22 protein-coding genes are annotated in these 22827 nt (G+C 71.6%); 15 read left to right on the top strand and 7 right to left on the bottom strand.

The genetic code is table 11. The features are described 5' to 3' along the window. Nucleotides 1–82: 82 nt before the first annotated feature. Nucleotides 83–1099: a DUF7847 domain-containing protein gene (locus AC1P0E_RS07090; protein ID WP_482741293.1), complete on the bottom strand. Its 1017-nt coding sequence runs from the start codon at nucleotides 1097–1099 to the stop codon at nucleotides 83–85. A 248-nt stretch (nucleotides 1100–1347) separates the two neighbouring features. On the opposite strand from AC1P0E_RS07090, the gene AC1P0E_RS07085 reads away from it, so the two are divergent. The 4 genes from AC1P0E_RS07085 to AC1P0E_RS07070 all read left to right on the top strand — a co-directional run bounded on the left by AC1P0E_RS07085 (nucleotide 1348) and on the right by AC1P0E_RS07070 (nucleotide 3817). Continuing rightward, nucleotides 1348–1674: a DMT family transporter gene (locus AC1P0E_RS07085; RefSeq protein ID WP_482741292.1), complete on the top strand. Its 327-nt coding sequence runs from the start codon at nucleotides 1348–1350 to the stop codon at nucleotides 1672–1674. Nucleotides 1675–1687: 13 nt separating this feature from the next. Next, nucleotides 1688–2233 (top strand): TetR/AcrR family transcriptional regulator, encoded by a 546-nt coding sequence (locus tag AC1P0E_RS07080; RefSeq protein ID WP_482741291.1) that lies wholly within the window; start codon nucleotides 1688–1690, stop codon nucleotides 2231–2233. 122 nt (nucleotides 2234–2355) lie between these two features. Beyond that, nucleotides 2356–3345: a 2,3,4,5-tetrahydropyridine-2,6-dicarboxylate N-succinyltransferase gene (gene dapD / locus AC1P0E_RS07075; protein ID WP_482741290.1), complete on the top strand. Its 990-nt coding sequence runs from the start codon at nucleotides 2356–2358 to the stop codon at nucleotides 3343–3345. Nucleotides 3346–3592: 247 nt separating this feature from the next. Next, entirely contained in the window at nucleotides 3593–3817 is a 225-nt protein-coding gene (locus AC1P0E_RS07070; protein ID WP_482745977.1) for a hypothetical protein, read from the top strand. On the opposite strand, the gene dapA is transcribed toward AC1P0E_RS07070, so the two are convergent. Continuing rightward, the gene (gene dapA / locus AC1P0E_RS07065) at nucleotides 3802–4722 is read right to left on the bottom strand and encodes a 4-hydroxy-tetrahydrodipicolinate synthase (RefSeq protein ID WP_482741289.1); all 921 of its coding nucleotides are present in this window, start codon (nucleotides 4720–4722) and stop codon (nucleotides 3802–3804) included. The genes AC1P0E_RS07070 and dapA overlap by 16 nt on opposite strands. Before the next feature lie 310 nt (nucleotides 4723–5032). Between dapA and AC1P0E_RS07060 the strand changes: the two genes are divergently transcribed. Beyond that, on the top strand, nucleotides 5033–5752 hold the full coding sequence (locus AC1P0E_RS07060; RefSeq protein ID WP_482741288.1) for an antibiotic biosynthesis monooxygenase: 720 nt from the start codon (nucleotides 5033–5035) through the stop codon (nucleotides 5750–5752). A gap of 6 nt (nucleotides 5753–5758) precedes the next feature. Here the strand turns inward: AC1P0E_RS07060 and AC1P0E_RS07055 are convergent, their stop codons facing one another. Continuing rightward, on the bottom strand, nucleotides 5759–7606 hold the full coding sequence (locus AC1P0E_RS07055; protein ID WP_482741287.1) for an endonuclease/exonuclease/phosphatase family protein: 1848 nt from the start codon (nucleotides 7604–7606) through the stop codon (nucleotides 5759–5761). Between the two features lie 204 nt (nucleotides 7607–7810). On the opposite strand from AC1P0E_RS07055, the gene AC1P0E_RS07050 reads away from it, so the two are divergent. Beyond that, entirely contained in the window at nucleotides 7811–9268 is a 1458-nt protein-coding gene (locus tag AC1P0E_RS07050) for a hypothetical protein (protein WP_482741286.1), read from the top strand. Nucleotides 9269–9547: 279 nt separating this feature from the next. On the opposite strand, the gene AC1P0E_RS07045 is transcribed toward AC1P0E_RS07050, so the two are convergent. After that, complete coding sequence (locus AC1P0E_RS07045; RefSeq protein ID WP_482745675.1) at nucleotides 9548–10339, bottom strand: SDR family NAD(P)-dependent oxidoreductase; 792 nt, start codon at nucleotides 10337–10339, stop codon at nucleotides 9548–9550. 104 nt (nucleotides 10340–10443) lie between these two features. Between AC1P0E_RS07045 and AC1P0E_RS07040 the strand changes: the two genes are divergently transcribed. Then, nucleotides 10444–11892 carry an alkaline phosphatase PhoX gene (locus AC1P0E_RS07040; RefSeq protein ID WP_482741285.1) on the top strand — a complete coding sequence of 483 codons (1449 nt, stop codon included), beginning with the start codon at nucleotides 10444–10446 and terminating at the stop codon, nucleotides 11890–11892. On the opposite strand, the gene AC1P0E_RS07035 is transcribed toward AC1P0E_RS07040, so the two are convergent. Then, entirely contained in the window at nucleotides 11855–12745 is an 891-nt protein-coding gene (locus AC1P0E_RS07035; protein WP_482741284.1) for a serine/threonine-protein kinase, read from the bottom strand. The genes AC1P0E_RS07040 and AC1P0E_RS07035 overlap by 38 nt on opposite strands. A 351-nt stretch (nucleotides 12746–13096) precedes the next feature. Between AC1P0E_RS07035 and AC1P0E_RS07030 the strand changes: the two genes are divergently transcribed. Further along, nucleotides 13097–13414 (top strand): hypothetical protein, encoded by a 318-nt coding sequence (locus AC1P0E_RS07030; protein WP_482741283.1) that lies wholly within the window; start codon nucleotides 13097–13099, stop codon nucleotides 13412–13414. A 221-nt stretch (nucleotides 13415–13635) separates the two neighbouring features. Further along, entirely contained in the window at nucleotides 13636–13863 is a 228-nt protein-coding gene (locus AC1P0E_RS07025) for a hypothetical protein (protein ID WP_028814330.1), read from the top strand. A gap of 19 nt (nucleotides 13864–13882) precedes the next feature. On the opposite strand, the gene AC1P0E_RS07020 is transcribed toward AC1P0E_RS07025, so the two are convergent. After that, nucleotides 13883–15100 carry a TerD family protein gene (locus tag AC1P0E_RS07020; protein ID WP_482741282.1) on the bottom strand — a complete coding sequence of 406 codons (1218 nt, stop codon included), beginning with the start codon at nucleotides 15098–15100 and terminating at the stop codon, nucleotides 13883–13885. 122 nt (nucleotides 15101–15222) lie between these two features. Next, the gene (locus tag AC1P0E_RS07015) at nucleotides 15223–16032 is read right to left on the bottom strand and encodes an NAD-dependent epimerase/dehydratase family protein (RefSeq protein ID WP_482741281.1); all 810 of its coding nucleotides are present in this window, start codon (nucleotides 16030–16032) and stop codon (nucleotides 15223–15225) included. Between the two features lie 248 nt (nucleotides 16033–16280). Between AC1P0E_RS07015 and AC1P0E_RS07010 the strand changes: the two genes are divergently transcribed. From AC1P0E_RS07010 to AC1P0E_RS06985, 6 genes are all read left to right on the top strand, one after another. Beyond that, nucleotides 16281–17234, top strand: coding sequence for a 5-dehydro-4-deoxyglucarate dehydratase (locus AC1P0E_RS07010; protein WP_482741280.1), 954 nt, complete (start codon nucleotides 16281–16283; stop codon nucleotides 17232–17234). Beyond that, the gene (locus AC1P0E_RS07005) at nucleotides 17231–18475 is read left to right on the top strand and encodes a hypothetical protein (RefSeq protein ID WP_482741279.1); all 1245 of its coding nucleotides are present in this window, start codon (nucleotides 17231–17233) and stop codon (nucleotides 18473–18475) included. Before AC1P0E_RS07010 ends, AC1P0E_RS07005 begins: the two co-directional genes overlap by 4 nt. A 146-nt stretch (nucleotides 18476–18621) precedes the next feature. Further along, a complete protein-coding gene (locus AC1P0E_RS07000) occupies nucleotides 18622–20685 on the top strand; it encodes a penicillin acylase family protein (protein ID WP_482741278.1) in 2064 nt (687 codons plus the stop codon). Then, the gene (locus tag AC1P0E_RS06995) at nucleotides 20682–21302 is read left to right on the top strand and encodes a GNAT family N-acetyltransferase (protein ID WP_482741277.1); all 621 of its coding nucleotides are present in this window, start codon (nucleotides 20682–20684) and stop codon (nucleotides 21300–21302) included. Before AC1P0E_RS07000 ends, AC1P0E_RS06995 begins: the two co-directional genes overlap by 4 nt. A 181-nt stretch (nucleotides 21303–21483) precedes the next feature. Beyond that, nucleotides 21484–22086, top strand: coding sequence for a TIGR03086 family metal-binding protein (locus AC1P0E_RS06990; RefSeq protein ID WP_482741276.1), 603 nt, complete (start codon nucleotides 21484–21486; stop codon nucleotides 22084–22086). Between the two features lie 49 nt (nucleotides 22087–22135). Beyond that, the gene (locus tag AC1P0E_RS06985) at nucleotides 22136–22726 is read left to right on the top strand and encodes a TetR/AcrR family transcriptional regulator (RefSeq protein ID WP_482741275.1); all 591 of its coding nucleotides are present in this window, start codon (nucleotides 22136–22138) and stop codon (nucleotides 22724–22726) included. Nucleotides 22727–22827 lie beyond the last annotated feature (101 nt).

Genomic DNA, 22827 nt, shown 5'->3' with positions numbered 1-22827 from the left:
TGCACCACTGGTCGAGAGGCCCCCGGCAGTCTGCTGCCGGGGGCCTCTCGGTGTGTGTGCGGGTGCCGCGTCGGTTGCCGCCTCAGTGCGGGGCCGCTGCTGCCTCGGCGAGTGCGGGGGCCAGATTCTCCCTGCGGATGCGCTGGTCGACGTACAGCAGGCTGTTCGCCAGCTGGGGGAGGACGGCGGCGATGACCTGGGTGATGACGGCCCCGACCATGATGAACGCCATGTAGGTGCCCATCGCGGCGAAGACCTCCGGGAAGCTGGGGTCCGGCCCCAGCGCGGACATGCCGGGCATGCTGGTGATCATGCCGATGATCGTGAGCGGGAGCTGGACGAAGTACCCGATGACCGTGGCGACGACGTAGGCCAGCAGGCTGATGCCGAAGATCCGCCACCAGGAGCCCTTCACCAGCCGGGCCGAGCGCCGCAGAGCGGCGACGGGGCCCTGCGACTCGAAGACCGCGGCGGCCGGGGCCAGGCTGAACAGCACCCACAGCCAGATGCCCACCGGCATGACCGCGAGCATCAGGACGAAGCCGAGTGCGGCCCAGCCCGGGCTCGCGTCGGACGACACGACCGACACGATCAGGAAGATGTAACTGACCACGAAGACGGCCATGACGAGCATCGCGGCGAACCAGGGCAGCAGCATCGCGCCGATCACGGCGGGCACCCGTGGCCGGGTGCGGCGCCACACCGTGCCGAAGGTCGTACGGCGGCCGAGGACGCCGTCCTGGAGTACGGCGGGGCAGGCGGCGTGGACGGTCGCGGTGGCGACGATCATGGCCAGTATCGCCACGATCCACACAGCGCCGAACGAGATGCCGAGCGACCACGCGTCACCGGAGTCGAAACGGTCGTCGTAGGGGCCGGCGTCGGACACCCTGTCCAGGGTGTCGCTCGCGGCGGAGAACGCGATCGCCAGGGCCGCGCCCACCACCAGGAGCGCACCGCCGTACATCAGCGCGGCTATGCCGAACAACTGCTTCCAGTAACGGCCCATCGTTGTGAAGATGCCGCCGAGGATGTCCCCGGCCGTGAGGGGGGCGAGTGGAATCACGCCGGGCTTGGGCGGCGGGGGAGGTGGCGGCATCCAGCCACCGCCCCAGCCGGGTGGCGGGGGCGGCGGGGGGCCTGGGTACGGTCCGCCGCCGTGAGGGGCGTCGTGGGGGCCGCCTTGGGGGCCGTAGTTCCATCCCGAATCATGCGCCACTGTCACTCCGTTGCGTTTCAGGCCCTGACCGGGCGCTACACCGTATCCGGTGGCTGACGCGCGGCGGAACGCAGTGGGGTGTGCGGCGATGCGTACGGTCGTACACAGTGATGTGTACTCTCGTACGCATGCCCCTGCCCTACGTACTGCTGGCCGCGGCCATCGCGGCGGAGGTGGCCGGAACGACGGCCATGAAGTACAGCGACGGATTCACCAAGCTGTGGCCCTCGCTGGGCACGGCCGTCGGCTACCTGCTCGCCTTCACCCTGCTCGCGCAGACCCTCAAGACCATGTCGGTCGGCACCGCCTACGCGATCTGGGCGGGCGTCGGCACGGCCGTCATCGCCGCGATCGGCATCTTCTTCCTCGGAGAGCCGGCGAATGCCGCGAGGCTGGCGGGAATCGCCCTGGTCATCGTCGGAGTCGTGCTGCTCAACCTCGGCGGCGCGCACTGATGGACCGCTACTGATGGCCCGCCGTTACGACCCCGAGCGCCGCCAGCGCATCATCGACGCCGCGATACGGGTCGTCGGGAGCAAGGGCATCGCCGGGCTGAGCCACCGGTCCGTCGCGGCCGAGGCCGATGTGCCGCTCGGCTCGACGACGTACCACTTCAAGACCCTCGACGAGCTGATGGTCGCCGCGCTGCGACAGGCCAACGAAGGCTTCGCGAAGGCGGTGAGCACGCGCGGCGCCCTGGAGGACCCGCAGGCCGATCTGGCGGACGAACTCGCCCAGTTGCTGGGGGAGTGGCTGTCCGGGGACCGTACCGGAGTGGAGCTGGAGTACGAGCTCTACCTGGCGGCGCTGCGCCGGCCGGCCCTGCGCCCCGTCGCCGCCGAGTGGTGCGCGGGGGTGGCCGACCAGCTGGCGCGGCGCACCGACCCGGTCACGGCGCGGGCGCTGGTCGCGCTGATGGACGGGATCTGCCTTCAGGTGCTGCTGACGGGCGCTGAGTACGACGCGGCGTACGCGCGGGAGATGCTGGCGCGCGTCATCGGCCGGCGGATCTGACGGTGCCCAGCGCCCTCTCGACGCTCGCCACGATGTCCGTGACCGGGCCTCGTGCGGGCGGCCGGCGCCCGGCATCCGGGACCGGTTCGCCTCGATGTGCCGGGGCCGGTTAGCGTTCAGGCATGACCGATACGACTGCTACTCGCACCACCGGCGCCGTCGCCGCCGGCCTCGCCACCATCGCCGCTGACGGCACCGTCCTCGACACCTGGTTCCCCGCCCCCGAGCTCGTCGCCGAGCCGGGCCCCGCCGGCACCGAGCGCCTCACCGCCGAGCGCGCCGCCGAGCTGCTCGGCGCCTCCGCGCCGAAGGCCACCGGCCCCGACGCCCGCCGTGGCGTCGAGGTCGTCGCCGTCCGTACGGTCATCGCCTCGCTCGACGACAAGCCGCTGGACGCCCACGACGCGTACCTGCGCCTGCACCTCCTCAGCCACCGCCTGGTCCAGCCGCACGGCCAGAACCTGGACGGCCTCTTCGGCCTCCTCGCCAACGTCGCCTGGACCTCGCTCGGCCCGGTCGCCGTCGACCAGCTGGAGACGGTACGGCTGAACGCCCGCGCCGAGGGCCTGCACCTCCAGGTGACGTCGGTCGACAAGTTCCCGCGCATGACCGACTACGTCGCGCCCAAGGGCGTGCGTATCGCCGATGCCGACCGTGTCCGCCTCGGCGCGCACCTCGCCGAGGGCACCACGGTGATGCACGAGGGCTTCGTGAACTTCAACGCCGGCACGCTCGGCACCTCCATGGTCGAGGGCCGCGTCTCGGCGGGCGTCGTCGTCGGCAACGGCTCCGACATCGGCGGCGGCGCGTCCACCATGGGCACCCTCTCCGGCGGCGGCAACGTCCGCATCACCATCGGCGAGCGCTGCCTGGTCGGCGCCGAGGCGGGCGTCGGCATCGCGCTCGGTGACGAGTGCGTCGTCGAGGCCGGCCTGTACGTCACGGCGGGCACCCGCGTCACGATGCCCGACGGCCAGATCGTCAAGGCCCGCGAACTCTCGGGCGCCAGCAACATCCTCTTCCGCCGCAACTCGGTGAGCGGCGCCGTCGAGGCCCGCCCGAACAACGCGGTCTGGGGCGGCCTGAACGAGATCCTGCACAGCCACAACTGATCACGTCACTGAGTGAGCGCCCTTCCACGGCCCCAGAAGGCCAGGAGGGCGCTCATTCGCATTCCGGCACAGGGTGGGACGAGTTCCGTCCCCCCGCACAACGACCGCGGTACTCGCCGCCGTAAACCGCACTCTGACGGATGACCTTGCGTGACCTCTGGGCCGTTCGGGTGGATAAGCAGGGTGGATAAGCAGGGTGGATAAGCAGGTCGGCACATCGGACGATGAATCAGGGCGAGGGAATGGCATGAAGGCACAGCAGACGCGGGCACTGGCCCGGTGGATCACCGGATGCGGCGCGGTTCTGATGGCAGTGGGGCTGCCCGCCGGGGTGGCGCACGCCGACGAGACGCACAACAACGCGCACAACGCGCCCCGCGTCATGCTGATCTCCACCGGTCAGATCGACGATCCGCTGGAGGACGTCCTGGAGCACGCCACGGTCCTCGGCAGGACCTACGTCATCGGCTGATCCGGCCGGGTCAGCTCTTCATACGCCTTGAGCAGCCCGTCGACCGTCGTACGGTCGGCGGGCCGCAGCGGTTCCCTGACCGGGCCCGCAGGCAGTCCGAGCGCGCCGAGCAGCCCCTTCGTGGTGACGGTGCCGGGCAGGCCCGACGCCATGGTGAGGGTGATGAGAGTCAGCGCGCGCCGGTGGGCGCGGGCGGCCCCCGCCGTGTCCCCGGTGTCGTACGCGTCGAGGACCGCCCGCATCGCGCGGGGTGCGGAGTTGGCGACCGTACTGACATAACCCGCGCCGCCCAGCGCGTAGAGCGGCAGGTTCAGCTCTTCGCTGCCCGAGTAGTAGGCCAGATCCGTACGGGAGATGACGGTGGCGCTGCCCAGCAGGTCGTACGCGCAGTCCTTGACCGCGGTGATGCGCGGATGCCCGGCGAGGCGCAGCATCGTCTCGACCTCGATGCGGGTGCCGGTGCGGCCCGGGATGTCGTACAGCATCAGCGGGACGCCGACCGCGTCCGCGACTCGCCGGAAGTGCGCCTCCACCGCGTCCTGCGGTGGTCGGCTGTAGTACGGCGTCACCACCAACAGCCCGTCCGCGCCCGCCCGTTCGGCCTCCCGCGCCAGTTCGACCGTGTGCCGCGTGTCGGCGCTCCCGACGCCCGCGAGGACCGACGCCCGGTCTCCGACCGCCTCGGACACGGCCCGTACGAGCGCGCTCTTCTCGGCGTCGGTGGTGGTCGGGGACTCACCGGTGGTGCCGTTCAGTACGAGGCCTTCGCAGCCGCCCTCCGACACCAAGCGCTCGGCCAGCGACTGGGCGCCGTCGAGGTCCAGTGCGCCCGTGGCGGTGAAGGGCGTGATCATTGCGCACAGGGCCCGGCCGAAGGGGCCTGAAGCGGATGCGGATGCGGTCATACGGGAAGTCTCGGCGGCCGGAGGGTGAAGGTCCACTTAGATCTTCTTCGTGTGAAGGGTAAGCAGCGCTGAAGAGTGAGGGTGTGGCCGTGTGCCTCAACGCCGCTCGCGCCGCGTGCATCACCGGCGAGGTACTGCTTGTCGACGGTGGCGGACACTTGTGGTGACACCGAAGTGGGGGATGGGGAGCATGGGCATACGCAGGAGATGGCCCGGATTCTCACACGCTTGACCTCAAGCCTGCTTCAGGTTCGAGGATGAGGGGCATGAGAACGCGCCGCACCGGCGCGTCCAGTGAGGAGGCAACGCCATGTCCGTGCAGCAGAGCGCGCAGCTCAACGCCCGTCCCCAGGTGGAGCGTTCGGACGCCGGGGTCGTCATGGTCAGTACCTGGCGGGTCGGTACGCCCGAGCGGCAGCGGGCCACCGTCGAGGCCGTCGCCGCCGCGTGGCAGAGCCGGCCGTGGCCGGACGTCGGGCTGCTCTCGTACAGCGTCTACGAGGGCGAGGACGGCGACACTCTGCTGCACTACTCGCAGTGGCGGAGCGTGGAGGACTACCGGGAGTTCTTCCGTACCTTCAGGGACGATCGCAATGCCGCGATCGACGCGGCCGTGCCCGGGATCGAGCGTGTCGGACTGCATGAGTACGAGCTCTACCGGAGCACGGCGCTCACGCCCGGTGGCGACGGCCGGGTGCCGGGATGCATCGTGATCGTCGACGTCGAGTTCGAGGGGCCCGACGCGGCCCGGCAGCGGGACTGGGTGGACACCGTATTCGAGGCGCTCGGAGCGGACTCCGGCCTGCACCCCGGCGGGATCGCCGGGCACTTCCACGTCAGTACGGACGGGACGCGCGTGCTGAACTACGCGGAGTGGGAGAGCGCCGAGGCGCACATCGAGGCGCTGGGCGGGACCGGCGGAGTGGGCTCGACGACACCGCAGTGGGCGAAGGTGCACGGCTACCCGGGCGTGACCGGCGGCGGGGTGAAGCGGTACACGCCCGCGCTCAGCCTGAGCGCGGGCGTGTAGCGGCCGCTACGGGCGGAAGCGCAGCACCTGCGGGTCGTGGTCGCTGTTCTGCGCCGCGAACTCCGCGTTGATGTGCACGCTGTCGTAACTGAACTTCCCGACCGACGGGCTCGTCAGGATCTGGTCCAGGACCTGGCTGTTGCCCTGGAAGACGTACGAGTAACGCTCCGAGCGACTCAGGGACTTGATCGCCGGGTAGAGCACGCCGTCCGCCGTCAGGGCCTTCGTCGTCGCCGAGAACTCGAAGTCGTTGATGTCGCCGAGGACCAGCACGTCCGCGTTGCGCTGCGCCTTGAGGATGTCCTTGACGAAGGAGTTGACCGACTTGGCCTGCTCCAGCCGCTTGACCTCCGACTTGCGCACCGGCGGCTGGTGGTGCGACGACAGGCCCTCGTCGCCGCCCTTCGAGCCGAAGTGGTTGGCGATGACGAAGACCGTACGGCCACGGAAGGTGAACTCACCGGCGAGCGGCTTGCGGCTGTTCTCCCAGGCCGCGTTCGCCGGGTCGATCCGGCCGGGCGAGTGGGTCAGGGCCGCGCGGCCCTTCTCCCGTACGACACCGGTCGCGGTGGTGGCGTCGCCGGCCGCGCGGTCGGTGAAGGAGACCCGCTCGGGGTTGAAGAGGAAGACCTGGCGGATGTTGCCGCCGGGCTCGCCGCCGTCCTTGTTGTTGACGGGGTCGACGGTGCGCCAGGCGTACGACGGGCCGCCGGCCGCTGCGATCGCAGCCGTGAACTTCTTCAGCGTCTCGTCGGCGGAGACCGTGCCGTCGTTCTTCGCGCCGTTGTCGTCCTGGATCTCCTCCAGGGCGAGGATGTCGGGCGAGGCGAGGTTGTTCACGACCGCCGCCGCCAGCGCGTCGAACTTCGCCTGCGGGTCGCTCGGGTCGAGGTTCTCGACGTTGTACGTCGCCACCGCCAGCTCGCCGCGGCGCTGCGGCCGGGTCGACTCGCGCTCCAGGCCGCGGTCGGTGACCGTGCCGAGGGTGCGGGCGGTCAGCGTGTAGCCGCCGAACTGGTTGAAGTCCAGGGGCCCTTCGGTCGTACCCGACAGCACATCTCCGACGTTCGCTTTCGGGAACGGCTGCTGGGAGATCGGCGCGAGCTGCTGGATCTGGAGCCGGCCGGTGTTCTGCGAGGTGTACGAACCGTAGACCGCGCCGCCGCGCCGGTTGTCGTTCTCGTGCGGCTTGACCGTGACCCACAGCTCCGAGTACGGGTCGGTCGCGCCGACCACGCGCGACGAGCCGATGCGGATGTTGCTGCCCTCCAGCGACTCGTAGTAGTCGAGGGCGTACGCCGACGGGTCCAGCGGCAGCGCGTTGATGCTGCCGTCCGCCGCCGGGTCGCCTTCGGGGGCGTACGTGGACGGAACGGACTTGGCCGAGACGGTGACCGGCGCGGGCAGCGCGTTGCCCGAGGAGACCACGGTCACGGCCGGCTTGGAGATCTGGGTGAGCGACTGGTTGCCGGACGACGTACCGCCGGGGATGTACTCGCCGACCGTGCCCGACACCTTGACGGCGTCACCGACGGCGACGGTGGGCGCGGAACTGGTGAAGACGAAGATGCCCTCGCTGGTGGCGGCGTTGGAGTCGGCCTCGGGGTCCTGGAACCAGAAGCCCCTGGAGCCGTACGTCCGCACACCCGTGACGATGCCGGACACGGCGGTGACCTGCTGTCCCACGAGCGGGGATATCCGGGTGGTGCCCTGGATGTCGTGGATCCGGGCCTCCGCGGCGGCGGTGGCCGACGCGGAGGACGAGCTTGCCAGGAGGCCGCCTGCCAGCGCGGTGGCTACGACGGCCGCGACGGCGGCGGATCTCGGGAGGGAGGAGGAGGAACGGGCAGTCATCACGTGGCTCCGAGTGCGATGGATGAGGGGTAGAGCGTGGTTCCGGACGTAGTTCTACGCGCGTCAATCTCTTGTGTCAGTCAGGGGGTTGTCAAGGGTCGCCGGGTGTACGAGTCCTGACGGGTACATGAACCCGGTGGCATGGGGTCAAATACGTCTACGCTGGGGGCCGCCCGACCCGCATGCCCCAAGGAGAACTCCCAGATGTCCGGTGACCGCCCGACCCTGCCGCCGGTGCGGCTCCACTCCGACGCCGAGCTGGCGCGGGAGGCGCTCACCTCGCCGCTGCTCGCGCGCGCCGCACGGCTCGCCCGGTGGGCGGGGCCCGCGACCCGGGTCGGCGCGGGCGGCGAACTCGTCGACGAGCAGCTGCCCGAGGCCGCCGAGCACCTCGGACTCAGTGCCGACGAGGACGGCGCGGCGGAGGCGAGCGAGGCATGGCGTCTTGCCGTGGACGCGGGGCTTGTCGACGTAACGGATCCCGAGGGCGGCGAGGAGGGTGACGCGGAGACCGGCGGCACAGTCACCGCCGGCGAGAACCTGGCGCTGCTCACCTCCGGAAGCCCCCAGGACGTACTCGCCATTTGGCTCGAAGCCTTCGACGCCGTCTTCGCCGATGCCACCGCACCCGTCCTGGACGACCTCGCGGACGTCATCGACGAGGACGGGCAGATCGACTTCGAGGCGCTGGAGTGGGACCCGGAGGCGGAGGCGGAGTTCCTGGAGGGCGTACTGGGCAATCTGTATCTGCTCACCGTCTCCGAGGGCGCGGCCGAAGGCCCGGTGCCGCTGCCCGCGCTCGCCGCGTCGATGATCGTGCCGGACGACATGGGCGAGCCGACCGACGACGTACTGGAGCAGGTGTCGGACGCGATGATGCGGCTCGACGACCAGTTCCGGGTGCTGGAGCCGATCGGGCTCGTCGCCTACCGGCCGGTCGACGAGGCGCTGATGGCGGAGGAGGGCGCGGAGCCCGAACCGCCCGTCGACGACGAGGACGTGTCGCGGTACGGAATGGTGGGGCTGACCCCGCTCGGTCTGTACGGGGTCAGGGTCCGCATGCTCGAAGCGGGGGTCGACGCGCCCGCGGTCGGCGATCTCGCGGACAAGGGGGCCGAGGCGCTGCTCGACGGCATCGCGTACTTCCCCGAGGCGTCCGCCGGGGCCGAGACGCAGCTGTGGCTCGCCCGGCGCGAACCGGCCGCCGCCGCGCGGGAGTTGCTCGCCGCCGCCCGTGGTGCCGACGGCGGCGCGCCGCTGCGCCGGCTGCGCAGCCAGCAGGCGCTGTCGCTGGTCGGGCCGGAGGCGGAGGACGCGGTGCGCGAAGTGCTCGACGACGCGGAACTGGGCGGGCTGGCGCGGGTCTGGCTCGCCGAGCACGGCGCGTCCGACGTGCCGCCGCCGCCCGAGTCGATGATCTTCTGGCTCGCGATCGACACCATCGCCGCGCAGCTCGACGCGGACGGCGAACCGGAGGAGCTACAGGGGCTGGTGGCGGGGCTGACCGGCCGGCACAGCGGCTTCTTCGACGCGGCGTGGCGGGTGGACCACCCCGCCACGGCGGATGTGCTGGAGGCGATGGGGCGGTTGCATCCGGACAAGAGGGCGGCGAAGGAAGCGCGGAAGGCGGCGTTCAAGGCGAGGTCGCGCAGGGCGGGTTGAGGGGATGGGTGGGGGTGCGGTGCGGGTGGCCCTGCGGGGCTTTCCCCGACCCGCCCCTTCGCCCCTTCCCGAACCGGGGCTCCGCCCCAGGCCCCGGTCCTCAAGCGCCGGACGGGCCGAAGTGGCCGGGGTGGTCAAAACTCAGCCCGTCCGGCGTTTGAGGACACGCCCGTAGGGCGTCGGGGGGGCCTGGGGGCTTGCCCCCGGCTTCGGGAAGGGGCGGGTAGGGGAAACAGCGCCGCAGGCAACCCGCACCACCGCAACCCGCGCCCCCCGCCCTCAAGTCCGCAAATACGACGCCCCGTTCATATCCAGCACCGTCCCCGACGACCACTCCGCCCCCGGCGACGCCAGCCACACCACCGCGCCCGCGATCTCCTCCGCCGTCGCCACCCGCCCGAACGGGCTCTGCGCACGGATCGCCTCGCCCTCCGGCCCGTTCAGCCGGTCCGCGACGCGCTCGGTGCCGAAGAATCCGGGCGCGACGGACGCCACCCCGATGCCGTACGGCGCGAGGGACACCGCCAGCGACTGGCCGAGCGCGTGCACCGCCGCCTTCGTCGCCCCGTACGCCGGGTGGTCGGGCTCCCCGCGGAACGCGCCGCGCGAGCCGATGTTGACGATCCGGCCTCCCGTGCCCTGGTCGATCATGCGGCGGGCCGCGAGATGGCTCAGGTTGGCCGTGGCCAGCAGGTTGACGGACACATGGCGCTGCCATACGGCCGCCCACTCGTCGTACGGCGTCTCCGCGAGCGGGTGGCGTTCGTTCACGGCCGCGTTGTTCACCAGTACGTCAATGCCGCCGAGCCCCTCCGCCGCCAGGTCCGCGACGGCGGCCGCGCCCGCGGGGTCGGACAGATCGCCGCCGGCCGGCACATGGCCCGTACCGGGGAGCCCTTCCAGGGTTCGCAGGGCGTCCTCGCGCCGCGAGTGGTAGTGGACCGCCACGCGGTCGCCGACCGCCGCGAAGGCGTGGGCCACGGCGCGGCCGAGACCGCGCGACGCGCCGCTGACGAGGACGCGACGGCCGGCAGGGGGCAGATGCGGCGGTGAGTGCGGGGGCAGGTGCATGACGGTGGCCTCTCGTACGACGGGCACTGTTCAGCCCCCGTTTATACGCGCGCGCGAGCCTGAGCCCGAAAACACGTGCCCCTCACGGGCCTCAGGAGGTACGCATGACGATCAGCCGCAGGGACTTCGCCAGACGCTCCGCGCTCACGGGCGCCTCGGTCGCGCTCGTCGGCAGCGTCGGCGCGCTCGCCACCGCCCCCGGAGCCCTCGCCGCCGACGACCCGGCGGAAACCGAAGGCGGCGCGGGCGACGAGGCCGGGAAGGGCGGGCACGGCCCCCGATACGGGCCGCTCGTCCCCGACCCGGAGGGCATCCTGGCCCTCCCGGCGGGGTTCTCGTACCGGATCATCACGCACTCCGGCGTCACGAAGCTGGAGTCGGGTGAGTACACGCCGTCCAACCACGACGGCACCGCCGCCTTCGAAGGTCCGCGCGGCACGACGCTCCTCGTCAACAACCATGAGCTCAAGGGCGTGCGGTCGAAGTGGCAGCACCCCGTCCCGCTCGCCGAAGGCCTGGTGTACGACCCGGCCGCGTCCGGCGGCTGCACGGTCGTCGAGGTCCACCGGGGCGGCGAGGTCGCCGAATGGGTCGGCATCGCGGGGACCTCCACCAACTGCGCCGGCGGCAGCACCAGCTGGGGCACCTGGCTGACCTGCGAGGAGAACTCCGACCGGGCCGGCGAGAACGGCATGACCAAGGACCACGGCTACGTCTTCGAGGTCGACCCCTACGACCGCCGGGCCAACCTGGACCCCAAGCCGATCAAGGCGTTCGGCCGCTTCGACCACGAGGCCGTCGTCATCGACCCGAAGCGCGGCCACGCCTACCTCACCGAGGACGACTCGGAGCCCAACGGGCTGCTCTTCCGCTGGGTCCCGCCGCACGGCTTCAAGCACGGCCGCGGGCAGCTCCGCAAGCTCGCCGACGACGCGGGCACCCTGCAGGCGCCCAAGTGCTACGACTCCGGCGGCCGGTTCGTCGACGACCTGTCGCGCGCCACGCGCATCGGCACGGTCTACGGCGTCGACTGGATCGACGTACCCGACCGGGACGGCCGGACGGCCCCGGTGCGCGAGCAGTTCGACGACGGCGACATCACGCGGGCCCGGAAACTGGAGGGCATGTGGTGGGCCGACGGCGGCGCGTACATCGTCTCGTCGTACGCCCGTGACGAGAGTCCGGGTGAGCCGCACGACGGCCAGGTGTGGTTCTACGACCCCAGGCGCCGGACGCTCACGCTGAAGGTCCTGCTCGGGGCCGGTGGGCCGTTCGACGGGCCCGACAACATCACCGTCTCGCCGTACGGCGGCCTGGTCCTCGCGGAGGACGGCGAGGGCGGCCAGCACCTCTTCGGCGCCACCGAGAGCGGCCGTACGTACCCCGTCGCCCGCAATGAACTCAACGTGGGCACGCCCGCCGAGCCGGAGTTCAGCGAGTTCGCGGGGGTCGTCTTCTCGCCCGACGGGAAGACGCTCTACGCCAACATCCAGAGCCCCGGCATCCTGCTCGCCATCACCGGTCCGTGGCGGCGGCGCCACCGCCCTCGCTGACGGCGAGCAGCTCGGCCAGGTCGGCCTCGTGCTCGCCGATCAGGCCTGCCACCAGCTCCTGCTCCCACCACGGCACGGGGGCCGCGCGCTCCGCGCACCAGGCGAGGGCCTCCGGCATGCTCGGCCGGTCGGCGGGGGCAGTGGCCAGGCAGGCGGCGAGGAAGGCGGGCCACTCGGCTCCCGGCACGCCGACGAGGTCGGGGGCGTCGTGCAGGGTCCGGTGAGCCACCTGCTCGGCGCTGCCCGACCCGAACGGATTGCGTCCCGTACTGGACAACGCGAGCAGCGCCCCCAGAGCGAACACGTCGGCGGGTGTGTCCGCCCGGCTGCCGGGCGTCAGCTCCTCGGGGGCGACGAAGCCGAGGAAACCGGAACCGGCGGGATCGAGCCCGGCCGAGCGGCCGACGGTACCGAAGTCGATGATCTTCGGGCCGCGGTGGGTGATCAGGACATGGGCCGGCTTGAGGTCGAGGAGGGCGGGGCCGGCGCCGTGGATGGCGGACAGGGCCACGGCGATCGCGGAGCCGAACGTGCCGAGGTCCGAGGGGCCCAGCGGGCCCCCCGTGGTGATGGCCTCGACGAGCGGCGGCCCCACGCAGAACTCGGCCGCCAGCCACGGCTGCTCGTCCTCCGTACCCGCGTCGAACACCGTGGCGGTGAAGGGCCCGCGGACCCGGAGGGCGGCGGCGGCCTCGCGGCGGAAGCGCTCGCGGAACCTCGGAGCGCCGGTCAGCCGCTCGTGGACGCTCTTGAGTGCGACCAGTCGCCCGGCGGGATCCCGTGCCAGCCGCACACGGCCCGTACCGCCCTCACCGATCAGCGAGACGATGCGGTACTCCGCGCGCTCGGCCATGCCGTGGTCCCTCCGGTCGTACGCGATCGTGATCGTGACCCAGTGTCCCGGACGTCAGCTGCGACGCGTACGGCGGCCGGTTCGGTTGCGCGCCCCGGGGGCCGATCCGCGCTTTCGGTAAAAACCCTTGGCGCCGACGCCAATTGCTCTCCTGAAGTCGTGCACGCGTTCCGGCGTGCCGTCCGCGACTACTTCCTTCCACGAAATCAGGCCGCTGCCGCCATTGCTCTCGAGAGGCCTGGGAAACGGAGTCTCCGGTGCGCGGGCAACGGTTACTTCTAGGGGGCAGTGGGGCGCCCGTCCGAATTCCGTCATCGGCTTCGGATCGGTGCAGATCAGCGGTCAGAGCAGGTGTTTCAGTCCGTCGCCGACTTCTCGAACGGCGTCGGGCACGCCGTTTCCGCTGCGTTCCGCCATGAATTCGAGGGAATCCGCATGTCGCGCTTCAATGCTCAGAAGAATGTGTTCCGGGCCGTGCTCGCGGCCGCCTTCGTGGGCAGGAGTGACCTGCCTGGCCGGCTTCACGACGCGCGGTCGGCGCTTTTTCTGCCCGACGTCGCCAATTTCGTGTCGCAGCAGACCTTTACGGGTCGGGGGGCGCCAGGGCGTCGGCAGTCGTCACCGACGATCAGGCCGCGCCCGACGACCGGTGTGGTCCGGCCTGCCTGATTCCCGGCGAGAATTCCGGTCTGCGCCTGGACTCTCGCCGGGTACCGGGCCGGTCACGCTGCGTCCGGAACACCTGGTCGGCACACCCTCGACGGCCTTACGGACGCGGCCTTGCGCATGGTGCCGCTGCCGCAGGCGGGGAGGGCCGCCGACCGGCCCCTGCTGAAGTGATCATGGACGGGCATGGCGTGGCGGCCTCCCGGGGCGCATACTCTCAACTAATGACAAAGTCAGCCGGAGCCCGGCGCTACCTGCCGTCCAGTCCCTTCAACGTCCCCGCCGCGGACGCCCCCCCGATTGAGGTTTTCGAGGTGGGCGACCGGGTTTCGCATGATCAGTTCGGACTCGGGAGGGTCATCGCAGTCGAAGGTGAAGCAGCAGTTCTCATCGACTTCGCAGGGCGACAAGGCCGCATCCTGAGCCCCTTCACCAAGCTGACCAAGCTCTAGCCCCTCCGGCGCGCGAGCGCTAGAGGGCCTGGGCTGCCGGCTTGACCATGCCGCGAACGGTGCGACTCTTCACGAAGTCGCCCATCGCGGTCATTTCCCATTCTCCAGAGAACTGCTTGATCAGCTTGGCCATCATTACCCCCGTCTGCGGCTCGGCGCCCGTCAGGTCGAAGCGGACCAGTTCCTCACCGGTCGCCGCGTCCAGCAGACGGCAGTAGGCCTTCGCCACCTCGGTGAACTTCTGTCCCGTGAAGGAGTTCACCGTGAACACCAGGCCCGTCGCCTCCGGGGGGATGCGGCCGAGGTCGACGGTGATCACCTCGTCGTCGCCCGCCCCCTCGCCGGTGAGGTTGTCACCGGAGTGCTTGACCGCACCGCTCAGGATCGACAGCTTGCCGAAGTAGCAGCTGTCCAGGTGCTTGCGGTTGCCGTCGTACGCGATGACGGACGCGTCGAGGTCGATGTCCTTGCCCCGGAACGCCGGCTCCCAGCCGAGGCCCATCTTGACCTGGGACAGCAGCGGACGGCCGCCCTTGACCAGCGAGACCGTCTGGTTCTTCTGGAGGCTGACCCGGCCCTTGTCGAGGTTGATCTTGCCGCTCGCGGCGGGGGCCGCGGGCGGAGCGGCGGGGGCGGCAGGGGCCGCAGGGGCGGCCGCAACCCGCGGGTCGGCCACCGGGGCCGCGGGCGGGGCCACGGGCGCCTGAGCGGGCGCGGGAGCGGCCGTGGCGGCGGGCTCCTCCACCGAGACGCCGAAGTCCGTGGCGATGCCGGCCAGCCCGTTGGCGTAACCCTGGCCGACAGCGCGCACCTTCCACGCGCCGTTGCGCAGGTAGATCTCCACGATCACCAGTGCCGTCTCCGAGCCGAGCTGCGGCGGGGTGAAGCTGGCGATCGCGACGCCGTCGTCGGCGCCCCGCACGGTGGCGGTGGGCTCGATGCCCTGGAAGGTCTGGCCCTCGGCGTCGGGGCTCGCGGTGACCACGATCTTCTCGATGCCCGGCGGGACCGCCGAGGTGTCCACCACGATCGCGTCGGGGGCGGTGCCGCCGCCGGAGCGGTAGGTGACACCGGGTCCGGTCGGCTGGTTGTAGAAGATGAAGTCGTCGTCCGAGCGAACCTTGCCGTCGGCGGTGAGCAGCAGGCCCGATACGTCGAGCCGCACCGGGGCGGCAACGTCCACGGCCACGCGGGCGGTGGAAAGCGGGATGTTCGAGCCGGGGGTCATTGCGGTCATGCCAAAGCTAACGACCGACACGCCTTTGCCGTTCCCTCACCCGTCACCCGTTGCGCGGGTGATTTTTCGCCGCCCGCTCGTTGCCGTGTCTGTACGCTCCGCCCGCCGGGGCGCGCGGTTTTTCAGTACGGCCACAGGGGCGGGCTGGTGCAGAACTGGCCGCCCAGGTTCGCGTGGTCGGGGTTGGCCGGGTCGAGTTCGCCCTGGTCCGCGATGAGCTTCTGAGCGTACTGCTCGGAGTCGTCCTGCGGCTCGTACCCGATGGCCCGCGCGGACGTCAGGTCCCACCACAGGCGGGTGTTGGCGGAGGAGCCGTGGACGACGGTGTGGCCCACGTCCTCGGCGGTGAGCGCGGCGTGGAAGAGGCGGGCGCCGTCTCCCGGGCTCAGCCAGATCGACAGCATCCGCACCGAACTGGGCTCCATGAAGCAGGAACCGATCCGCACCGAGACGGTCTCGAGGCCGTGCAGATCCCAGTAGAGCTGCGCCAGGTCCTCGCCGAAGGCCTTGGAGAGGCCGTAGAAGGTGTCGGGGCGGTGCGCGGCGGTGACGGGGATGAGCGGTGCACCCTCGGCCGGGACGGGGGTGAAGCCGACCGCGTGGTTGGACGAGGCGAAGACGATCCGGCCGACACCCTCCTCGCGGGCCGCCTCGTAGAGGTTGTACGTCCCCTCGATGTTGGAGCGCAGGATCTTCTCGAAGGGCGCCTCCAATGAGATGCCCGCGAGATGGATGACCGCGTCCACGCCGCGCACGGCCTCGCCCAGCGCCTGCTTGTCGGCCAGATCGGCGGTGATCGCGTCCGGCTCGCCCTCTATGGGGGTGGCGTCGAAGAGGCGCAGTGCGTAGCCGTACGCCGGAAGGAGGCCGCGCATCAGGGTGCCGAGGCCTCCGGCGGCGCCGGTCAGCAGGAGGGTGCGGGGTGCGGGCATCGGCGGGTCTCCTCGGGGCGCGGTGGGGGGTGCGCGAGCGCGATTCGCGGACAAGTAGGTGAATCTAATTCACATGCGTGGACACGCTATGGAGTGGCGGCGAACCCCGTCAAGTGTCGCGCGGAGGCCCCCAATTCGCCTCCGCATTGGCGTTTCTCGTCTTGACCGGCCCCAGGGGGCTGCCTTAGCGTGACGGCGTTCAGGGATATAGACGCTGATCATAATTGTGCACGCCACAGGGAGCGCCCGTGACCTCAGCCCCGCTCGCCGGCCGACTCGACGGCCTGCTCTTCTTCCCCGTCACCGCGTACGGGCCGGACGGCGGCCTCGACATCGCCGCCTTCCGCGCCCATGTACGCGGCGGCGTCGAGGCCGGCGCCGCCGCCGTCTTCGCCTGCTGCGGCACCGGCGAGTTCCACGCCCTGACGCCGGAGGAATTCGGCACGTGCGTCGCCGCCGCCGTGGAAGAGGCGGCCGGCCGGGTCCCCGTCGTCGCCGGAGCCGGCTACGGCACGGCGCTCGCCGTCCGGTACGCGCGGGCCGCCGAGGAAGCGGGCGCCGACGGGCTGCTCGCCATGCCCCCGTACCTCGTCGTCGCCGACCAGGAAGGGCTGCTGCGCCACTACACCGAACTGGCCGCCGCCACCTCCCTCGACGTCATCGTCTACCAGCGCGACAACGCCGTCTTCACCCCCGAGACCGTCGTCGGACTCGCGCGCGTGCCCGGCGTCATCGGGCTCAAGGACGGTCACGGCGACCTCGACCTGATGCAGCGCATCATCGGCGCCGTACGCCGCGACCTGCCGTCCGGGCACCCCTTCCTCTACTTCAACGGCCTGCCCACCGCCGAACTCACCGCCCTCGCCTACCGGGGCATCGGCGTGACCCTCTACTCCTCCGCCGTCTTCTGCTTCGCCCCGGACATCGCGCTCGCCTTCCACCGGGCGCTCACCACCGGCGACGACGACACCGTCAACCGCCTGCTCGACGGCTTCTACGCCCCGCTCGTCGAACTGCGCAACCTCGGGCATGGATACGCCGTCTCGCTCGTCAAGGCGGGCGTACGTCTCACCGGCCTGGATGTCGGCGAAGTGCGGCCGCCGCTCAGTGAACCCGACCCCGTACACGTCAAGATGCTGGCGGAGCTCATCGAGCGGGGCAGGGCCCTGACCGGCGTCGTGGGCGGCGGCGAGCGCGCGTGAAGGCCGCCGCTTTCCTCTATCCGTGGGACGTCGTCGGCGACCCGGACGCCGCCGCCCGCATCGTGGACCTCGGCGTCCAGCAGGTCACCCTCGCCTCCGTCTACCACTCGACCCGCGCCCTCACGCCGCGCCACCCCCGCCACCGCGTCGTCACAGCCGGTCACTCGGCGGTGCTCTACCCCGTCGACGAGGCCCGCTGGTCGGGGCGGAGTCTGCGGCCGTACGCGGCCGGGGACTGGGCGCCCACCGCCGACCCGTACGGCGAGGCGGCCGAAGCGCTGGCGGCGGCCGGGCTCGACGTGCACTCCTGGGTCGTCCTCGCCCACAACTCCCGCCTCGGCGCCGACCATCCGGACATGTCCGTCGTCAACGCGTACGGCGACCGCTACCCCTGGGCCCCGTGCATCGCCCGCCCCGCCGTCCGTACCTACCTCACCGACCTCGCGGCGGAGGCGGCCGTACGCCCAGGGGCGCGCGGCACCGAGCTGGAGTCCTGCGGCTGGTACGGCCTGGCCCATCTGCACGCGCACGACAAGATCGCGGGGGTGGGGCTCGGCGACGCCGCGCAGTACCTGATGTCGCTCTGCTTCTGCGCGGACTGCCGCGCCGGGTACGCGGAGGCCGGACTGGACGGCGAGGAGTTGAGGGCAGCCGTACGCCGCGCCCTGGAACCCGCGTGGGCAGCCGGGTCGTCCGAGAGCGCCGCATGGCCGGCCGTCGAGAAGCTCATCGGCGCCGAACGCGCCGCCGCGACGCTCGCGTGGCGTACCCGGGCCGCCCGTAGGCTCCAGGAATCGGCCGTCGCGGCGGTACGCGCCGCCGCGCCCCCCGGCTTCCAGGTGCTGCTGCACGCCGATCCGGCGGCATACCACTGCGGGGCGAACGCGGGTGTCGATCCCGGGCACGTCCTCGGGGTGGCGGACGGCGTGGTGGTGCCGTGCGCCGATGGCCCGGAGCTGCTCGCGCCCTTCGTGGAGCACCGCCGTCCCGGCGCCGCGACCGTCGTCGCGGCCAACCTCGGTGTCGTCGCAGGCATGGGCGGAAGCCCCGCCACCCTTGCCGCGGACGCGGCCCGCGCTGCCGCCCTCGGCGCGGACCAACTGCGCCTGTATCACGCCGGGTTGGCCTCCGACGCCGACCTCAGGCTGGTGCGCGAAGCCCTGCGGGGATCCGCTTCGGATCCCGCTCCTCAAGCGCCGGAGGGGCTGGATGGCGCCGCTGGGCGGGGATGTGCCCGCTGAGCGGGGAATTGCCTCGCTTGCGCGGGAAGAGTCAGCCTGGCACGCCACCCGCACCCCCGGCTTGGTTCCGCGACGGTCCATCCACTAGGTTAGGCGAGCCTAACCTACCTACGTACCCGCCCAGCGGCATTCAGATGGGGAACAACTTGAGCACCGAGGTCTTCCGGGACGCCTGGGGGGTCCCCCATCTCCGCGCGGGCAGCGCACAGGAACTCGCCTTCGCGCAGGGCTGCAACGCCGCTACCGACCGCGCCTGGCAGATCGAGGTCGAGCGGCACCGGTCCCGGGGAACCACCGCCGCCTTCCTCGGCGCCGACGCCGTCGGCTGGGACGTCTTCGCCCGCCGGTCCCGGCTGGACGACACCGCCCGGCGCTGCTTCCGCGCACTCGACGAGGACACCGCCGCGTGGATCACGCGTTACGTCGACGGGGTCAACGCCGGTCTGGCCGAAGGGGCGCTGCGGGCGCCCGAGTTCGCCGCCGTGGGGCTGGCCCCGGGGCAGTGGGAGCCGTGGACGCCGCTCGGGATCTGGCTGTCCACGCACATCCTCTTCGCCGGCTTTCCCACCAAGCTGTGGCGCGAGGAGGTCGCCCGCAGGCTCGGCGACGAGGCGATCACCCTCTTCGCCACCGACGGCCCCGGCACCTCCGGCAGCAACGGCTGGCTCGTCACCGGCGAGCGCACCGCCACCGGCGCACCGCTGATCGCGGGCGATCCGCACCGGTTCATCGAAGACCCGGGCGTCTACCAGCAGGTACGCCTCGCCTGCCCCGAATTCGACGTCGTCGGCCTCGCCGTACCCGGCATCCCGGGCATCGCCCACTTCGGTCACACCTCCACCGTGGCGTGGGCGATCACCAACGCCATGGCCGACTACCAGGATCTCTACCGCGAGCAACTGCGGCGCGCCCCCGACGGCGCCGGCGTCGAGGCTCTCGGCCCGGACGGCTGGCGGCCGGCCACCGCCCATACCGAGGTCATCGAGGTGGCGGACGGCGACCCCGTCGAGACCGAGGTGGTCGAGACCGAGCGCGGGACCGTCATCATCGGCGGCCCCGGCGAAGCCGTGACCGTCAGCCTGCGCTGCCCGACGCGCGTGTACGAGGACCTGGGCTTCGCCGCGCTGCCCGCACTGCTCAGGGCGCGCACCGTCGCCGACGTGGACCGGGCCTTCGAGCAGTGGGTCGAGCCCGTCAACGTCGTACAGGCCGCCGACACCGGGGGCGGACTGCTGCACCGGGTCGCGGGCCGGGTGCCGCTTCGCCACCGGGACAACGGGCTGCGCGTCGTACCGGCCTGGGAAGCGGCGTACGCCTGGCCCGGTGAGGACCGGCCAATGCCCCGCGCGGACGTCGACGGCGTCGCGGTGATGGCGAACCAGCGTGGCTTGGCCGCACCGCTCGGCGTCGAGTTCGCACCGCCGTACCGGGCCGACCGCATCGGGCAGTTGCTCGGCGGGTCCGGGGCGTGGACCGCCGGGGGCATGGCGGGCATCCACACCGACACGCATCTCGCGTCCGCCCGGCCCCTGCTCGAGACGGTCGCCGGGCTCGAAGAGCTCAGCGAGCGGGGCGCGCGGCTGCGGGAGCGGCTCCTGGCGTGGGACCGCCGCATGGAGGCCGACAGTACCGACGCCACGGTGTACGCGGCCGTCCGGACCGAGGTGGTGCGGCGGATCGCGGGCCACCCGGACCTGGCCGCACTGACCGAGCCGGTGGCGGATCCGGCGTACCCCGGGATCTTCCTGCCCTGGCTGGTTCTCACCACGCGCGTCGGCTTCGCGCTGGAGACCCTGCTGACCACGGACCTGCTGCCCGGCATCGACAGGCCGGGCATCGTGGCGGCGGCCGTCGAGGCGGTCGCCGCGACTGATCCGGTGCCGACGCCCTGGAGCGACGTACACCGCCTCGCGCCGTGGCAGGCGCTGCCTTCCGACCCGGCCGGTGGTTGGCCCGGAGTGGCCGGCGACCACGACTGTGTGCTGTCCACGTCGAGCGTCCCCGGCGTCACCGACCGCTGCGCGCGGGGGCCGGCCGCCCGCTACGTCTGGGACCTCGCCCGACGCGAGGACAGCCTCTGGGTGGTGCCGCTCGGCGCTTCCGGTGTCCCGGGCGACGCCCACCACCGCGACCAACTGCCGTTGTGGCTGCGGGGCGAACTCGTCCCCGTGACCACCGACTGGAACCGTCTGACCAAGGAGTCCCGATGACCACGAGCACCCCCATCACCGCCGAACCCGTGTACGAGGAGGAGATCGACGGCTTCGGGACGGTCCGTCTCGTCCCCGTGGACCCGGCGCGCGACGCCGGGCTGCTGCACGGCTGGGTCACCGAGGAGCGGGCCAGGTTCTGGGGCATGGGGGAGGCGACCCTCGAACAGGTCGAGGAGATCTACGCGCATCTGAACTCCCTCACCACGCACCACGGCTACCTGGTCCTGCGGGACGGCGCACCTGTCGCGCTCTTCCAGACGTACGAGCCCGAGGCGGACCGGGTCAGCGAGTGCTACGACGCCCGGCCTGGGGACTTCGGGGTGCACATTCTTGTCGGACCCGTCGGCTCGGCGGCCCCGGAGCGTGGCTTCACCGCGAACCTGCTGGCCGTGCTGATCGGCTTCGTGTTCTCGGACCCGGCCCACGAGCGCATCGTGGCGGAGCCGGACGCGGGCAACGGCAAGGCGGTGGCGCGGTTGGAGCGGGCGGGGTTCGAGCTGGGGCCGGAGATCGTGATGCCGGAGATCGACCTCCCGGAGGTCTTCCTGCCGGAGAAGCGGGCACGGCTCATGTTCTTGACCCGGGCGGCCTTCGAGGCGTCTCGCGAGGCGTGACCGCGCTGCGGCGGTCCGGCGTTCGAAGACACGTCCGGAGGGCGGCTGGGGGGTGGGACTTGCTCCCTGTTCGGGTCGGGGCCGGGGTGGGGAGGAGGATCCCCGGCGGCGCGCCGATGAGTTTTCCGGTGGTCGGCAGTCATTACTGCGCAGAGATCGTCCGCTCACCGGAGGCAGCGCCATGACCGCCCATGACCCCACGCCCCACATGCTCGACTTCGAACCGGCCGCCCGCCAGGTCGCCCGACTGCTCGACGGGGTCACGGACGACCGTCTCGCCGGCCCCACCCCGTGCGAGAAGTACGCCGTACACCACCTCCTGGCCCACCTCGTCGGCCTCACCGCGGCCTTCCGCGACGCCGCGAAGAAGAAGCTGGGGCCGACGACCGACACCGCCCCCGGCGCCGCAATGCCCGTACTCGACGACGACTGGCGCACCCGCCTCCCGCGCCGGCTCGACGAACTCGTCGCGGCCTGGCGCAGCCCCGACGCCTGGCAGGGCACCACCCGGGCGGGCGGTGTCACGCTGCCGGGCGCGGTCGCGGGGCAGATCGCCCTCAACGAGATCGTCGTGCACGGATGGGACCTGGCCCGCGCCACCGGCCAGGCGTACACCGTCGACGCCGCGAGCCTTCAGTCGTCGTACGAGCTGCTGGAGCCCACAGGCGATGCCCCGGGCGACGACGGGATCTTCGGGACGCCGGTCGAGGTGCCCGAGGACGCGCCGCTCCTCGACCGGGTCGTGGGGCGCGCGGGCCGCAGTCCGTCCTGGTCGGCCATGTGACCGACCAGGTAATGGACCGTGCGTTCCAAAACGTGCTAGCGTCCAAGTCATGGCCAGGCCGAGGAAGTTCGACGAGGAGCGGGCGGTCGACGCCGCGATGCAGGCGTTCTGGACCGCCGGCTACGAGGCGACGTCCACCCAGGACCTGTGCGAGGCCACCGGCCTGGGGCGCAGCAGCATCTACAACACCTTCAAGAGCAAGCGCGACCTGTTCGACCGGGCGCTCGCCCGCTACATGGAGTACAAGAACGCCGAGCTGACCGAGCTGATGGAGAGCGATCTCCCGGTCCGGGAGAAGATCCGTACACAGTTTCGGCGTGTGATCGACGAGGAGTTCGAGCGCGGTTCCGACGGGCCTGGAGGCCGTGGTTGTCTCGTCGTCAACACGGCCGTCGAAGTGGCCACCCGTGACCAGGGCATCGCGGACGACCTGGCCCGCGATCACCGGCTGCGCCTCGCGGTGATCCGAGCCGCGATCGAGTCGGGACAGCGGGACGGCGACATCGCCCGCGACAAGAACCCCACCGCGCTCGCGCACTTCGTCATCGCGACCATCGCCGGCCTCAAGGTCTCGGCGCGATTCACTCCGCAGCGGTCCGCGCTGGAGAGCGTCGCCGACGCCGCCCTCGCGGCTCTCTGAAGGCAGGAAGGTTGATGGCGCGCCGCCGCGCGCCCGGTTTTTCATGGGCTCATTTTGAAACGCACAGTACAAAACAACATGCCGGCCCACTCACGCGAGCG

The sequence above is a fragment of the Streptomyces sp. TRD_SC_5 genome, assembly GCF_056836825.1.
Note: the sequence above shows the minus strand (reverse complement) of the source record. Positions and strands in the feature narration are given on the sequence as shown.

Coding starts and splice junctions, on each gene's coding strand:
- AC1P0E_RS07090 (WP_482741293.1), bottom strand. CDS start 1,099: ATGCCGCCACCTCCCCCGCCGCCCAAGCCCGGCGTGATTCCACTCGCC.
- AC1P0E_RS07085 (WP_482741292.1), top strand. CDS start 1,348: ATGCCCCTGCCCTACGTACTGCTGGCCGCGGCCATCGCGGCGGAGGTG.
- AC1P0E_RS07080 (WP_482741291.1), top strand. CDS start 1,688: ATGGCCCGCCGTTACGACCCCGAGCGCCGCCAGCGCATCATCGACGCC.
- dapD (WP_482741290.1), top strand. CDS start 2,356: ATGACCGATACGACTGCTACTCGCACCACCGGCGCCGTCGCCGCCGGC.
- AC1P0E_RS07070 (WP_482745977.1), top strand. CDS start 3,593: ATGAAGGCACAGCAGACGCGGGCACTGGCCCGGTGGATCACCGGATGC.
- dapA (WP_482741289.1), bottom strand. CDS start 4,722: ATGACCGCATCCGCATCCGCTTCAGGCCCCTTCGGCCGGGCCCTGTGC.
- AC1P0E_RS07060 (WP_482741288.1), top strand. CDS start 5,033: ATGTCCGTGCAGCAGAGCGCGCAGCTCAACGCCCGTCCCCAGGTGGAG.
- AC1P0E_RS07055 (WP_482741287.1), bottom strand. CDS start 7,606: ATGACTGCCCGTTCCTCCTCCTCCCTCCCGAGATCCGCCGCCGTCGCG.
- AC1P0E_RS07050 (WP_482741286.1), top strand. CDS start 7,811: ATGTCCGGTGACCGCCCGACCCTGCCGCCGGTGCGGCTCCACTCCGAC.
- AC1P0E_RS07045 (WP_482745675.1), bottom strand. CDS start 10,339: ATGCACCTGCCCCCGCACTCACCGCCGCATCTGCCCCCTGCCGGCCGT.
- AC1P0E_RS07040 (WP_482741285.1), top strand. CDS start 10,444: ATGACGATCAGCCGCAGGGACTTCGCCAGACGCTCCGCGCTCACGGGC.
- AC1P0E_RS07035 (WP_482741284.1), bottom strand. CDS start 12,745: ATGGCCGAGCGCGCGGAGTACCGCATCGTCTCGCTGATCGGTGAGGGC.
- AC1P0E_RS07025 (WP_028814330.1), top strand. CDS start 13,636: ATGACAAAGTCAGCCGGAGCCCGGCGCTACCTGCCGTCCAGTCCCTTC.
- AC1P0E_RS07020 (WP_482741282.1), bottom strand. CDS start 15,100: ATGACCGCAATGACCCCCGGCTCGAACATCCCGCTTTCCACCGCCCGC.
- AC1P0E_RS07015 (WP_482741281.1), bottom strand. CDS start 16,032: ATGCCCGCACCCCGCACCCTCCTGCTGACCGGCGCCGCCGGAGGCCTC.
- AC1P0E_RS06995 (WP_482741277.1), top strand. CDS start 20,682: ATGACCACGAGCACCCCCATCACCGCCGAACCCGTGTACGAGGAGGAG.
- AC1P0E_RS06990 (WP_482741276.1), top strand. CDS start 21,484: ATGACCGCCCATGACCCCACGCCCCACATGCTCGACTTCGAACCGGCC.
- AC1P0E_RS06985 (WP_482741275.1), top strand. CDS start 22,136: ATGGCCAGGCCGAGGAAGTTCGACGAGGAGCGGGCGGTCGACGCCGCG.